Source organism: Klebsiella sp. GFKo11 (assembly GCF_056490265.1).
In genome coordinates this window covers 4,155,725-4,169,818 of sequence record NZ_CM151369.1, presented here as the reverse complement: position 1 = coordinate 4,169,818, position 14,094 = coordinate 4,155,725, and the positions used below count along the sequence as shown (strand labels likewise).

Sequence of the window (14,094 nt, the reverse complement as noted above, 5' to 3'; positions counted from 1 at the left end):
GATGACAACTCAATATGGATTTTTTATTGATTCCGCCCGTTGCACCGGTTGCAAAACCTGCGAACTGGCTTGTAAAGACTACAAAAATCTCACGCCGGATGTGAGCTTCCGCCGCATTTACGAATACGCCGGTGGCGACTGGCAGGAAGATAACGGCGTCTGGCAGCAAAACGTTTTTGCCTACTATCTCTCTATCGCCTGTAACCATTGTGAGGATCCGGCCTGTACCAAGGTTTGTCCAAGCGGTGCGATGCACAAGCGTGACGATGGCTTTGTGGTGGTGGATGAAGATGTGTGTATTGGCTGTCGCTATTGCCATATGGCCTGTCCGTACGGTGCGCCACAGTACAATGCGGCGAAAGGGCATATGACCAAGTGTGATGGTTGCCATGAACGCGTAGCTGAAGGCAAAAAACCGATCTGCGTGGAATCTTGTCCGCTGCGCGCGCTCGATTTTGGCCCTATTGAAGAACTGCGTAAAAAACACGGTCAGTTGGCTGCCGTTGCGCCGCTACCTGCCGCGCATTTCACTAAGCCGAGCATTGTAATAAAACCTAACGCCAACAGCCGTCCGTGTGGTGATACCACCGGCTATCTGGCCAACCCGAAGGAGGTGTGAAATGGGGAGTGGATGGCATGAATGGCCGTTGATGATTTTCACGGTCTTTGGTCAATGCGTTGTGGGGGGCTTTATTGTGCTGGCCCTTGCGCTAATGAAGGGTGACCTTTCGCAAGAGCAGCAGCAGCGAGTGGTGTGGAGCATGTTCGGCTTGTGGGTGCTGATGGGGGTTGGCTTTATTGCCTCGACCCTGCATCTGGGGTCGCCGATGCGTGCTTTTAATTCGTTGAACCGCGTGGGGGCTTCATCGCTCAGCAACGAAATCGCCAGCGGGGCGCTGTTCTTTGCCGTTGGTGGTATTGGCTGGCTGTTAGCGGTGGTCAATAAGCTACCATCGGGACTGCGTAGCCTCTGGCTGGTCATTACTATGGTGCTGGGGGTTATCTTCGTCTGGATGATGGTTCGCGTGTATAACACCATTGATACGGTGCCTACCTGGTACACGGTCTGGACGCCGCTTAGCTTCTTCCTGACGCTGTTTATCGGCGGCCCACTGCTGGGGTATCTGCTGTTGCGCGTTGCGGGCGTTGATGGTTGGGCGATGCGTCTGCTACCTGCAGTGACTCTGCTGGCGCTGGTGGTTAGCGTGACCGTTGTGCTGATGCAGGGGAGCGAGCTGGCCACCATTCATAGCTCTATTCAGCAGGCCTCGGCGCTGGTGCCGGATTACGGTTCGCTGATGGCCTGGCGTGTCGTTGCGCTAGTAATGGCGCTAGTATGCTGGATTGCACCGCAGCTCAAAGGCTATCAGCCTGCTTTACCGCTGCTGGGGCTGGCATTTGTGCTGGTTCTGGTGGGTGAGATGATTGGCCGCGGCGTCTTCTACGGTCTGCATATGACCGTTGGGATGGCTATCGCCAGTTAATGACCTTTATCGCGCCAGAAATAAGTACTCTGGCGCGATAAAAAGTGCGGTCGATTCATGAAATATTTCTACTGATATTCCTTCCTCTATTTTCTAATAAATTAATAAAAACAATGGAATAATATAAATAACCATTCTGTTGTCGAACCGCTGGATAAAAAACTTCTATCGTTCGCCCGCAAACCGCGTCAGGCCTGACTTCAGGTAGATTGACAATGTTTACAGCAGTGGCATGATGCGCACGAAATCTGAACTCCATCACGGTTTATACCCATGACCATCTACACCCGGCCAGTGCAAATGTTGCTCTGTGGCCTGCTTTTATTGACCCTGGCGATAGCGGTTTTAAATACGCTCGTCCCGCTTTGGCTCGCCCATGAAAATATGCCTACCTGGCAGGTTGGGATGGTGGGATCGTCCTATTTCACTGGCAACCTGGTGGGAACGCTGTTGGCCGGATGGGTGATTAAGCGTCTGGGTTTTAACCGTAGCTATTATCTGGCATCGATGATTTTTGCCGTTGGCTGCGTGGGTCTTGGTATCACCATTGGCTTCTGGACGTGGTTTAGCTGGCGTTTTATCGCGGGCGTGGGCTGCGCGATGATTTGGGTGGTGGTTGAGAGCGCGCTGGTCTGTAGCGGCACCTCACGTAGCCGTGGTCGCCTGCTGGCGGCGTATATGATGATTTATTATATCGGCACAGTGCTGGGCCAATTAATGGTCAGCAAACTGCCGACGGATTTGATGAGCGTACTACCGTGGGTGACTGCGCTGGCCCTGGCGGGCATTCTGCCGCTGCTGTTCACCCGCGTGGCAAATCAAGCTGATGAGCAGCATGAACCCGCACGTATCTGGCCAATGTTAAGGCTGCGCCAGGCGCGTCACGGAGTTAACGGCTGCATTATCTCCGGCATAGTCCTCGGTTCATTGTACGGACTGATGCCGCTATGGCTGAACCATAAGGGCGTCAGCGATTCGGGTATCGGCTTCTGGATGGCGGTGATGGTAAGTGCGGGTATTGTTGGGCAGTGGCCCATTGGTCGACTGGCCGATCGCTATGGTCGCCTGATGGTTCTGCGTGTCCAGGTTTTTGTGGTGATTCTGGGCTGTCTGGCTATGCTAAGCCAGGCCGCAATGGCGCCTGCGCTGTTCGTGCTTGGCGCTTCCGGCTTCACGCTCTACCCAGTCGCTATGGCCTGGGCTTGTGAAAAAGTGGAACGTCATCAGCTGGTGGCGATGAACCAGGCGCTGTTGATGAGCTACACCGTTGGTAGCCTGCTTGGTCCGACGCTTACCGCCATGCTGATGCAAAATTTCTCAGACAATCTGCTGTTTATCATGATTGCCAGCGTCTCCTTTATCTACCTTCTGACGCTGCTGCGCAAAGCCGGACATCATCCGACGCCGGTGGCGCATGCCTGATTCAAGCAATAGTCAGGGGATACATCCCCTGACTATTGGTGAGAAGCGATAAGCGCCGCAAACTGGGCCCTATCCTGAACCGTAGTGAATTGTTGTAGCCTGTCCCCCTCATCCAGCCAGCACACTAACCGCTGGATCGTTTGAATATGCTGTTCGCTATCCGCTGCCGCCAGCACCACTATCAGCCGTATACCGGGATAGCCGGGAAATTCAACGCCTTCTTCGCAACAAAGCAACGAAAGTACACTGCTCTGGCTTAATACGCCTTCTTGCGGACGCGCGTGCGGTAGCGCAAATTCCGGGCTGAGTATGTACCAGGGGCCGTGCTGTTCTGTGGCACTGATAATTGCCTGAGCATATTCCGAGGTGATTTTTCCTTGCTGCTCCAAAGGATGGCAGGCGAGCTGAATGGCATTGCGCCAGTCCAGACCGTTACTGGCATACTGACAGGCGGAAAATAACGCTTTTTCCATATTGGACCTCTTTAATAACGGAGCCGATCGGCAATGCGATCGGCTCGCGTGACGGTTAACGAAGTGCGTTCAACAGCGCCTCGCCCGAGATACCATATTTCGCTTTCAGTTGCCTGCTATTACCCGATTCAGTAAACGTATCCTGCGTCCCCAGTCGTGCAAGACGGGCAGGGTGAGCCGCCTGCGCCATGGTTTCAGCAATCAACCCACCGAGACCGCCGTTGACGCTGTGATTTTCCAGTGTGGCGATGAGCGGGCAGTCTTCGACCAGCTGATAAAATGCCTGCTGATTGAAAGGCTTGAGCGTAGCCACATGGATTAGCTTGCCCTTTTTGCCGCTGGCGAGCAGTTTTTCGTAGCCGTCGGTAGCCTGCTCGAGCACGGTTCCTTCGAAGATAATGGCGAAATCGTTGCCGCTATCGGCGATGGCGGCGATATCGGTCACCCGCGGGATCGCGCTCTTATCGCGAACCGGCATCGGCTCTCGCGCGACGCGGATATAGACTGGCCCATTAATTTTCGCGGCTTGTTCAAAGGCTTCGGCAATTTCTTCGGCATCAGCAGGCGTCAGAATAGTCAAGCCAGGCAGTACGCGGGTTAACGCCAGATCTTCCAGCGCGTGATGCGATGCGCCGTCCGGGCCATCATCCATGCCAGGATGGCTGCCGACGAGCTTGATATTCGCTTTGGCATAGCAGGCCTGCCGCAGCTGAGTCCAGGCGGTTCCGGTTACGAACATCGCAAAGTTGACATAGAAGGGCATAAAGCCCTCCAGCGCCTGACCGACTGCAAAGCTCATAGCGGAACCTTCCGCAATGCCCATTTCGAAAAAGGCCTCAGGGTAGATTGCCTGAAACTGGTCGGTACGCGTTGAGCTGGCTAAGTCGCTGTCGATAGCAACCACGGGGTAGCCTTTTTCTTTCAGGGCAATCAGGGCATTACCGATCTCATCACGGGGTGCTTTCATCACTGTAACTCCTCCATTGCCTGCTGATACTGTTCTTTACTCGGGGTTTTTGAGTGCCAGTCGCCGTTGTTTTCCATGTAGCTGACGCCGGAACCTTTCGTGGTGTGCGCCACGATGGCAATTGGCTTGCCTTTCAGATGGCGGGATAACATCAGGGTGTCGGCCACCTGATGCATATCATTGCCGTTATGAAGTTCAAGTACGTGCCAGCCAAAGCTGCGGATTTTATCCGCCAGCGGTTCGAGGTTAATGACTTCGTTGACCGGATCGTGAGAAGAGAAGCCGTTGTAATCGATAATGGCAACCAGGTTATCCATCTTCATATGCCCGGCCTGCTGCAAGGTTTCCCAGATTTGCCCCTCATGCATTTCGCCATCGCCAATAATGGCGAATACCCGATGGGGATCGTTGTGCCGTTTTTTTGCCGCTGCCATACCCAAAGCAATAGATAATCCCTGGCCCAGCAAACCGGTTGTTGCATCGACATCCGGCAGTGATTTGATGCTGGGGTGCCCCTGCAGACGTGAGTTAATCTGGCGGAACGTACTAAACTCGCTGCGATCGATTTTTCCTTTTTGGTACAGCATGGCGTACTGCGCAGCGACGGCATGCCCTTTGCTCATCACCACTCGCGAACGCGGAGAGGCTGTCAGATCGACTTCTTGATAATAGATCCAGGTCAGAATGTCGATGATCGATAACGCTCCGCCTGGATGACCGATTCCGGACTCGTAAATCATAGTGACTATCTCGCGGCGAGCGGCGAGCGCATGAGATTTCAGTTCATCAATGTTCATGTTTTTTCCTTCTTATGGCAGCATTTTACCGATGTAGTACACAACCAGGCCCAGGGCAACGAAGTCGGTTTCCGGGAAGCTGGTGCCTGACAGACCCACAGACTCCATAATCGGGTAAATCAGCGCAGGGCCAATGCCGATGAGGATCCCGGTGACGAAGCTTCCCGCAATCGCACCTTTCCAGCCGCCAGAGGCATTACCAAATACCGCTGCGGTGGCGCCGATGAAGAAATAAGGAATGGCCACGGGAATAATGACGGTTTGCCCCAATATCGCGAGAAAGCCCATCACCACCAGCCCGCCAATAAACGAAGAAATAAATCCCAGAACCGTGGCGGTGGGGGCATACGGGAAGACCACTGGGCAGTCGAGCGCGGGTTTGGCGTTAGGAATAAACTTCTCCGAAATGCCGAGGAAAGCCGGAACAATCTCTGACAGCAGCAGACGCACGCCGGTAATAATGATGTACAGCGAAGCGGTGAAGGTCAGCGACTGGAAGAGGGGATAAACTAGCCAGTGCATTCCACCTGCTGCAGCGGTTACCGCCTCTTTCCCGGCAGCGAGCGCGGCGATGTAGTAGAAAATACTCACCGAGATCGACACAGAGACGATGTAATCCTTAAAGATCCCCAACCAGCCGGGAAGGTTCAGCTTTTCGGTGGATTGTTTAGGATCGCCGACCTTCGAACCGATCCAGCCGGACGCGGCGTAAGCCAGGGTCACGTAGTGCCCCATCGCGATCTCATCGTTACCGGTGATCTTTCGCATCCAGGGTTGCGCAATCGCCGGATAAAGACAGGCCGCCAGACCTAATAACACGGAGCCGACAATAATGGTCGTCATGTCGCTATAGCCGAGCGCTTTCAGCGTGACGGTAAGCAGCGCGGAGAGATAAAGGTTATGTTGTCCGGTAAGAAAGATGTATTTAAACGGCGTGACGCGTGCAAAGAACAGGTTCCAGCCAAAGCCGATCACCATGATAAGCGACACGCACATTGCGAATTTGGTTTGCGCCAGCCCGGTTAGTGCTTCCGCGAGCGGCATAACACCTTTTAAACCAAATCCATCGCTAAATAACGTCTGAAAATTACCCAGAGAGGTCACCGCGAGCCCGGCACCACCGGCGAACACCAAAAAGCCGACGATAGTTTTGAAGGTGCCGGAAAGGACTTTTTCAATCGGCTTACGTTGGATTAACAAGCCGATTAATGCGATAAAGCCAACTAAAAGTGGGGTTACGCCCAGAATGTCGAATACAATAAATCTGAGGAGATCCATATTGCCTCCGGGAGAGGTTAGTTGCTTTGAACGACGCGAGTGAGGGCAGATTCCATTTCTTCACTATTCATCAGATCGGTAATGCCGATAGCTCTGAATCCGGCTGCTTCGACTTCATCGGTGAGATCGCGCATAGTGATGACGAAATCAATGTCTCGCCAGGTCCTCAGACCCGAAAGGACATCGTGTTCCAGATCGATATCCCAGCCATGTTTGTCGATAATTTTTTGGGCTTTGATTTTGAGCATTAGCGAGCTACCCATACCGGTACGACAGACTATGAGACCTTTCATGAGATGTTCTCCTGTTTGTAAAAATAATTATTTTTATTTGTTTGTATGAGATAATAATTATTATCTTTACCACAGGACGAAAGATGTGACTGTGTTTGCATTTTGAGCAAATAAGGCAAAAAATGAGCCAGATAGACAATAACTTGTTGATAAACATAAGAAATGGAGCTTCGGGGCTAAGCCCGATACTGGAGAAAGTCGGCCGCTTTATTACGGAAAATCCTGATTTTGTGATGCGTCACACGATTTCAGAACTGGCTGACTCCATTGATACCAGTGAGGGGAGTATCACCCGTTTTTGTCGGGCTTTCGGCTTTAAAGGCTTTTCGGATTTCAGAACGGCGCTGGCGATGGAGCAGGGTGCTGCACGCTCGGAAGACAATGGCAATGAAGAGATCGCTCCGGTACTGGCGAGCATCCGCGACAGTAATGCCATTGTTGATAATCAGGAGCTGAAAGCCGCCGCAGACTGGCTTAATTCGCTGAATAACATTGCTATTTATGCTGTAGGCACGGCGGTGCCGGTCGCGTTGTTCCTGCAAATGAATTTAATCAACATGGGTAAAGCGGCAAGTTTTGTCGATCGCTCTTATCCGGCGGCGATGCCACTGCTGGCTGATAATCAAAAAATCGGCATTATTGTCATTCATACCGAGCAGGCATCGGCGGACATGATGCAGGCCCTGTCTCTGGCAAAACAGCAGGGGGTTAAAATATTATCGCTAACGCGTGGGACGTTTACGCCGTTAGCCCGCCTGTCTGACTGGAACCTTCAGGCAGCCGTTGCTTTACAAGGGGAGGGCGAATCCGGATTTGCAGAAATTGCGGGCGCAATGATGGTGGCTGATCGGATCCTGAGCGCGCTGGAAGAGCAGGATGAACGCTATGCTGAGTACCGCAAAGCGCATCAGAAACGTATTTTCTCGATTGAGAGCGTGGCGAATAAGCTGTCGGAATATTTTATGTCCTGACGCCAGCCACTTGCAAAATCCCCAGGTAACGCAAAGTTTACCGGGGGATATTTTGTTTAGTACATCACCTTATGGCCGTACTGCTCAAGAATACCCTTCACGCGCTCCATGGTCTCTTTCTTCGGCGGATGAACGCCATCTAGCTTGTACTCTTCGCCCATTGCGACCCATTTATGCTTGCCCAGCTCGTGATACGGCAGCAGCTCGATTTTTTCGACATTGCCCATATCGCGGGTAAACTCGCCTAGACGATGAGCGGAGTCGTCGTCGTCCGACCAGCCCGGAACCACAACGTAGCGGATCCAGACGTTAATGTTTTTATTGGATAGATAGCGTGCAAACTCCAGCGTACGGTGGTTAGAAACACCAACCAGGTTCTGGTGGATTTCGTCGTTCATCTGTTTGAGATCGAGCATCACCAGGTCAGTCACTTCCAACAGTTCATCAATAACCGGATCGTAGCGGCGCACAAAACCGTTAGTGTCGAGACAAGTATGAATGCCTTCTTTCCTACAGGCGCGGAACCAGTCGCGAACGAATTCAGCCTGCAAAATAGCTTCGCCGCCGGATGCCGTCACTCCGCCTCCGGAAGCGTTCATGAAGTGGCGATAGGTCACCACTTCTTTCATTAGCTCTTCAACGGTGATCTCTTTACCGCCGTGGGTATCCCAGGTATCACGGTTATGACAATACAGGCAGCGCATCAGGCAGCCCTGGAAGAAGGTGATAAAACGGATCCCCGGGCCATCGACGGTGCCACAGGATTCAAAGGAGTGAATGCGACCAATAGTTGACATTGCAGTGATATCTCCAGATTCGGCCCGTTCGGGGCCTGTGGATGCACAGCTCAAACCGGCTGTGTTAAGTCTGTTTTGGCGGTTATCCATTGAGTATAGACAGCAGACAAAAGAGACTATGGCAGAGGGGAGTGCTAAAAAGGCCCCACTTGCGTGGAGCCTTTATTGTACGCGTTTTCAGTCAGACAGGGAATTACATGGTCTGAGTGAAGGTACGAGTGATAACGTCCTGCTGTTGTTCTTTAGTCAGGGAGTTAAAACGTACTGCGTAGCCAGATACACGAATGGTCAGCTGCGGATATTTTTCCGGGTTTTCCATCGCGTCGAGCAGCATTTCGCGGTTCATGACGTTGACGTTCAGATGCTGACCGCCTTCGATGGAGGCTTCGTGGTGGAAGTAACCATCCATCAGGCCTGCCAGGTTAGTCTTACGAACTTCGTCGTCTTTACCCAGCGCGTTCGGAACGATAGAGAAGGTATAGGAGATACCATCTTTCGCGTAAGCAAACGGCAGTTTAGCAACGGAGGTCAGAGAGGCAACAGCACCTTTCTGGTCACGGCCGTGCATCGGGTTAGCACCTGGTCCGAACGGAGCGCCGGCGCGACGACCGTCAGGGGTGTTACCGGTTTTCTTACCATACACAACGTTAGAGGTGATGGTCAGAACTGACTGAGTCGGGATAGCGTTACGGTACATGGTCAGTTTCTGAATTTTCTTCATGAAACGTTCAACCAGGTCAACCGCCATGTCATCTACGCGAGGGTCGTTGTTACCAAACTGCGGGTATTCGCCTTCGATTTCGAAGTCAACAGCCAGACCGTTTTCATCACGAACCGGTTTAACTTTCGCATATTTGATTGCAGACAGGGAGTCAGCAGCAACGGACAGGCCAGCGATACCACATGCCATGGTGCGGATAACATCACGGTCGTGCAGCGCCATCAGAGAAGCTTCGTAGCTGTACTTGTCATGCATGTAATGGATGATGTTCAGCGCAGTGACGTACTGTTTTGCCAGCCAATCCATAAAGTGATCCATACGATCCATCACTTCATCAAAGTTCAGAAGATCGCCTTTGATCGGTTCAGATTTAGGACCAACCTGCATTTTCAGTTTTTCATCAACGCCGCCGTTGATTGCGTACAGCATGGTTTTCGCCAGGTTTGCACGAGCACCGAAGAACTGCATTTGCTTACCAACAACCATTGGGCTTACACAACAAGCGATAGCGTAGTCATCGTTGTTGAAGTCCGGACGCATCAGGTCATCGTTCTCATACTGCAGAGAAGAGGTATCGATGGACACTTTAGCAGCGTATTTTTTGAAGCTCAGCGGCAGTTTTTCAGACCACAGGATAGTGATGTTCGGCTCCGGAGACGGCCCCATAGTGTACAGGGTGTTCAGGAAGCGGAAGCTGTTCTTGGTTACCAGCGTACGGCCATCAACGCCCATACCACCGATAGATTCAGTTGCCCAAATCGGGTCACCGGAGAACAGTTCATCATATTCAGGAGTACGCAGGAAACGAACCATACGCAGTTTCATGACCAGGTGGTCAATCATTTCCTGAGCGTCTTGTTCGGTGATTTTACCTGCTTTCAGGTCACGTTCGATGAAGATATCCAGGAAGCTGGAAGTACGACCGAAGGACATTGCCGCGCCGTTCTGAGATTTAACGGCAGCCAGGTAACCGAAGTAGGTCCACTGGATTGCTTCCTGAGCAGTTTTTGCCGGAGCAGAGATATCGCAGCCATATTTTGCTGCCATTTCTTTGATCTGACCCAGTGCACGGTGCTGTTCAGAGATTTCTTCACGCAGACGAATAGTTGCTTCCAGATTTACGCCATTTTCCAGATCGGATTGCAGAGACAGGAACTGCGCGTATTTGTCTTTCATCAGGAAGTCGATACCGTACAGCGCAACGCGACGGTAGTCACCGATGATACGACCACGACCGTAGGCATCCGGCAGACCGGTCAGAACGCCAGATTTACGGCAGTTCAGGATGTCTTTGGTGTAAACATCGAATACGCCCTGGTTATGGGTTTTGCGGTATTCGGTGAAGATTTTTTTCAGCATTGGGTCCAGCTCGCGATCGTACGCTTTGCAAGAACCTTCAACCATTTTAATGCCGCCGAACGGGATAATCGCACGTTTCAACGGAGCTTCAGTCTGCAGACCAACGATTTTCTCGAGAGCTTTCTCGATGTAGCCAGCGTCATGAGAAGTGATGGTGGATGCAAGGGAAGTGTCAAAATCAACAGGCGCGTGAGTGCGGTTTTCCTGTTTAACACCTTCCATTACGTTGTCCCACAGCTTGGTGGTCGCGTCAGTTGCGCCAGCCAGGAAGGACTCGTCACCTTCGTACGGGGTATAGTTTTTCTGGATAAAGTCGCGGACGTTGACTTCTTTCTGCCAGTCACCTTTCGCAAAACCTTCCCAGGCTGTAGCTAACTTTTCATTAAGCTCGGACATGTAACACCTACCTTCTTAAGTGGATTTTTTATTTACTGCCTGAAACAACCCTTAGTGATGGTCGTCGCCACGCAGGTAAATGACCCAGTATGTCAACCCAACCAGCAGACCACCGCCGATGATGTTCCCGATAGTTACCGGAATCAGGTTATCAGTGATGAAGTTCATGACGGTTAAGTGAGAGAAACTTTCCGGAGTTGAACCGACCGCGGTCCAGAATTCCGGGCTTGCAAAGTCGCGGATTATGATGCCCATCGGGATCATAAACATATTAGCGATACTGTGCTCGAATCCGCTGGCAACAAACATTGCCACCGGTAAAACCATGATCATGGCTTTATCCATCAGGCTACGGCCGGAGTAACTCATCCATACCGCAAGGCAGACCATCAGGTTTGCCAGGATACCCAGGCACACGGCTTCAATAAAAGTATGGTGCATTTTGTGGTCGGCGGTTTGCAGGACGTTAAGTCCCCATTGACCGTTGGCGGTCATATATTCGCCTGAAAGCCACATCAATAACACAAACAGTAAGCAGCCGATCAGGTTACCAACATAGACGTTGAGCCAGTTTTTTGCCAGTTGACCCCATGTAATTCGTCCGCTGGCTTTCGCCACGACGATAAGTACGGTTGAGGTAAACAGGTCGGCACCGCAAATGACGCAGAGAATCAAACCTAGTGAGAAGCAGACGCCCCCAATCAGTTTGGCAACACCGAAAGGCATCCCAGCGGCGCCGGTTGTTGCCGTAATATAGAAAACAAAAGCGATAGAGATGAAGACACCAGCGGTAATAGCCAGATAAAACGTCTTTATCGGATGCTTTGTCGCTTTATAGACACCCGCTTCTTCGGCAACTTTCGCCATTGCAGCAGGGAGTAAAAGATCAAAAGGGTTGTCAGCTTTCACACTAACTCTCTCTTTATGTAAGTTGGCGGTGAGATACTAACAAAGCATTATAGAAGGGAATTTGATGTAGATCATATCCTACCGGAACTATAGGCCTTTTCAGTGTATGGTTTTGGCTTAAAATGCAATTAATCTATTGTTTTTTATGTAAAAAATAAATTTTAAAATTTGCAAATTATGTTGATTTTTTTCATTTTTGCCCTCTGTAGCGGTTAATTAAAATGGGGTATTTTTATTAAAACTAACAATATTCTCAGCGATTATTCGTTATTTTTTACTATTAATTAACTTTGTTGCCACAAATAATCGAGGGCTTGCGAAAAGCATAAAAAAACGGGGTCACAACTGACCCCGTGATGCTGACATTCTGATAGATAAAGAGGCGTTATTTAACCCAGAATTCTGCTTTTGCGCGCTGCAACTTTTCATAGGCCTTCAGTAAAGACTGATGAGCCGGGAAAGCCAGCAGATCGCTGTCTACTGTCTGCAAACCGTAGAAAGGAGCTTCGCCGCTAAGCGCGGCGCTGGCGGCTTCTACTGCTTCAACGCCGTACATACGCACAAAGGCGTTCAGGTATTGCAGCGGCTGGCGCTCTTCTTCCTGGCTGAGCAACAGTAGCGTTTGCAGGCAACGGTAGTAATTAGCGCGTTCAGCGCTAAATATTGAAGCATTGAACTCCATGGTCCATTCGGTCCAGATCAAGGCTTGCTCAATATCACCTCCCGCCAGCGCCAGCATCGCTTTTAACTCACCAATGCGTAGCGTGTACCAACCATTCTCTTTGCCAGTCGCCAGGCCAAGCAGCTCGCGAACGCGGGTGAAATCATCAAGGCCTTCATCGTCCATTTGTTCGATAAGCGCCAGATAATCTTCTTTTTCCCACTCGCTTCCCGGCAGGGAAAGAATAGTTTCCCGCAGGTGTGCACCCATGCTGTTGTTCGCCAGCCAGAGATCTTCCGCCGGGTAGATATCGGACATGCCCGGAACGATGATTCGGCAAGCGTAGACGCTCAGGTGTTCGTAATCGGCGATATAAACTTCTTTATCTTCTTGTTTGAAGATAGCCATCAGGGTGGCGAACTCTTCATCCGTCGTTCCGGAGAAGCTCCAGTCCACGAATGGGTAGTCGGCATCCTGCTTAAACATATCCCAGGAGATCAGACCGCTGGAATCGATAAAGTGAGTCTCAAGATTGGCGTGTTCGGCAACTTCTTCATCATCGAAGGTCGGCGGCGTAAATACGTCGAGATCTTTCAGGCTGCGGCCTTGCAGTAACTCGGTAACGGTACGTTCCAGCGCGACGCCGAAATCAGGATGCGCGCCGAAAGACGCAAAACAAGTTCCGTTAGCCGGGTTAAACAGCACAACGCAGATAACCGGATATTTGCCGCCCAGTGAACCGTCATAAGCGAAAATCGGGAAACCTTCGGCTTCCAGTTTATTAATCGACTCCACAACGCCCGGATAACGCGCCATCACCTCCGCCGGAATTTCCGGCAGGCTGATGCTTTCAGCAATAATGCGATTTTTAATATGACGTTCAAATACTTCTGACAGGCCTTGAACGCGGGCTTCGTTACGGGTATTGCCCGCAGACATGCCATTCGAAACGTACAGGTTGCCAATGATATTCATCGGAATATAAATCGTCTCGCCGTCAGACTGGCGAGTGAACGGCAGGCCGCACACGCCGCGATCGTCATTACCTGATTGCAGATCCACCAGCATGCTGGCAGTTAACTGATCGTCAGGATCGTAGAACGCACGCAGGCGGGCATCTAGCAAGCCTTCCGGCACTTCATCATCGTCGGTTAGCGGGAACCATTTTTCATTCGGATAGTGAACGAAAAGGCCGTTAGCGATGGTGTCGCCCAGCCAGAAATCGGCGAAGAAGTAGTTAGTGGAGAGACGCTCGAAGTATTCCCCTAACGCGGAAGCCAGCGCGGCTTTTTTGGTTGCGCCCTTACCGTTGGTGAAACACAAGGCGCACTCTTTATCGCGGATGTGCACTGACCAGACGTGCGGTACCGGGTTGAGCCATGAGGCCTCTTCAATATCAAATCCGAGGTCGAGCAATTTTTTCTGGAAGCGGGCGATGGAATCTTCCAGGGCGGCATCTTTGCCGGTAATAAATGTTTGAGTCATGGCAATCACTTTTATCGTACGTAAAGCGCGCAATCATACGGGTTTTAGATGACAGGTGCTATCTCCATCGTCTGGCTATGC

The 14,094-nt window shown here is 51.3% G+C and carries 13 protein-coding genes; 4 read left to right on the top strand and 9 right to left on the bottom strand.

Annotation, left to right across the window (positions count from 1 at the left end; translation table 11 throughout):
- Window position 1 precedes the first annotated feature (1 nt).
- From AC07P6_RS20285 to AC07P6_RS20275, 3 genes are all read left to right on the top strand, one after another.
- Window positions 2-619: a DMSO/selenate family reductase complex B subunit gene (locus AC07P6_RS20285; protein WP_478314400.1), complete on the top strand. Its 618-nt coding sequence runs from the start codon at window positions 2-4 to the stop codon at window positions 617-619.
- Between the two features lies 1 nt (window position 620).
- Complete coding sequence (locus AC07P6_RS20280; RefSeq protein WP_478314398.1) at window positions 621-1,484, top strand: dimethyl sulfoxide reductase anchor subunit family protein; 864 nt, start codon at window positions 621-623, stop codon at window positions 1,482-1,484.
- Window positions 1,485-1,757: 273 nt separating this feature from the next.
- On the top strand, window positions 1,758-2,906 hold the full coding sequence (locus tag AC07P6_RS20275) for an MFS transporter (RefSeq protein WP_478314396.1): 1,149 nt from the start codon (window positions 1,758-1,760) through the stop codon (window positions 2,904-2,906).
- Window positions 2,907-2,938: 32 nt separating this feature from the next.
- Here AC07P6_RS20275 and AC07P6_RS20270 read toward each other — a convergent pair whose 3' ends face one another.
- The 5 genes from AC07P6_RS20270 to AC07P6_RS20250 are packed head-to-tail and all read right to left on the bottom strand — an operon-like array spanning window position 2,939 to window position 6,714.
- The gene (locus tag AC07P6_RS20270; RefSeq protein WP_478314394.1) at window positions 2,939-3,379 is read right to left on the bottom strand and encodes a PTS sugar transporter subunit IIA; all 441 of its coding nucleotides are present in this window, start codon (window positions 3,377-3,379) and stop codon (window positions 2,939-2,941) included.
- Between the two features lie 55 nt (window positions 3,380-3,434).
- On the bottom strand, window positions 3,435-4,346 hold the full coding sequence (locus AC07P6_RS20265; RefSeq protein WP_434659499.1) for a transketolase family protein: 912 nt from the start codon (window positions 4,344-4,346) through the stop codon (window positions 3,435-3,437).
- Window positions 4,346-5,143, bottom strand: a complete 798-nt coding sequence (locus tag AC07P6_RS20260) for a transketolase (RefSeq protein WP_478314392.1) — start codon at window positions 5,141-5,143, stop codon at window positions 4,346-4,348. Before AC07P6_RS20260 ends, AC07P6_RS20265 begins: the two co-directional genes overlap by 1 nt.
- 12 nt (window positions 5,144-5,155) lie before the next feature.
- Complete coding sequence (locus tag AC07P6_RS20255; protein WP_478314390.1) at window positions 5,156-6,421, bottom strand: PTS ascorbate transporter subunit IIC; 1,266 nt, start codon at window positions 6,419-6,421, stop codon at window positions 5,156-5,158.
- Between the two features lie 17 nt (window positions 6,422-6,438).
- Window positions 6,439-6,714 carry a PTS sugar transporter subunit IIB gene (locus AC07P6_RS20250; protein WP_181482836.1) on the bottom strand — a complete coding sequence of 92 codons (276 nt, stop codon included), beginning with the start codon at window positions 6,712-6,714 and terminating at the stop codon, window positions 6,439-6,441.
- Between the two features lie 122 nt (window positions 6,715-6,836).
- Between AC07P6_RS20250 and AC07P6_RS20245 the strand changes: the two genes are divergently transcribed.
- Complete coding sequence (locus AC07P6_RS20245; protein WP_478314389.1) at window positions 6,837-7,685, top strand: MurR/RpiR family transcriptional regulator; 849 nt, start codon at window positions 6,837-6,839, stop codon at window positions 7,683-7,685.
- 56 nt (window positions 7,686-7,741) lie between these two features.
- On the opposite strand, the gene pflA is transcribed toward AC07P6_RS20245, so the two are convergent.
- From pflA to ycaO, 4 genes are all read right to left on the bottom strand, one after another.
- A complete protein-coding gene (pflA, locus tag AC07P6_RS20240) occupies window positions 7,742-8,482 on the bottom strand; it encodes a pyruvate formate lyase 1-activating protein (RefSeq protein ID WP_110275174.1) in 741 nt (246 codons plus the stop codon).
- 193 nt (window positions 8,483-8,675) lie between these two features.
- Entirely contained in the window at window positions 8,676-10,958 is a 2,283-nt protein-coding gene (pflB, locus tag AC07P6_RS20235; RefSeq protein ID WP_182237608.1) for a formate C-acetyltransferase, read from the bottom strand.
- 51 nt (window positions 10,959-11,009) lie between these two features.
- Window positions 11,010-11,867: a formate transporter FocA gene (focA, locus tag AC07P6_RS20230; RefSeq protein WP_110275170.1), complete on the bottom strand. Its 858-nt coding sequence runs from the start codon at window positions 11,865-11,867 to the stop codon at window positions 11,010-11,012.
- 385 nt (window positions 11,868-12,252) lie between these two features.
- Window positions 12,253-14,013: a 30S ribosomal protein S12 methylthiotransferase accessory factor YcaO gene (ycaO, locus tag AC07P6_RS20225; RefSeq protein ID WP_478314387.1), complete on the bottom strand. Its 1,761-nt coding sequence runs from the start codon at window positions 14,011-14,013 to the stop codon at window positions 12,253-12,255.
- Between the last annotated feature and the right edge of the window lie 81 nt (window positions 14,014-14,094).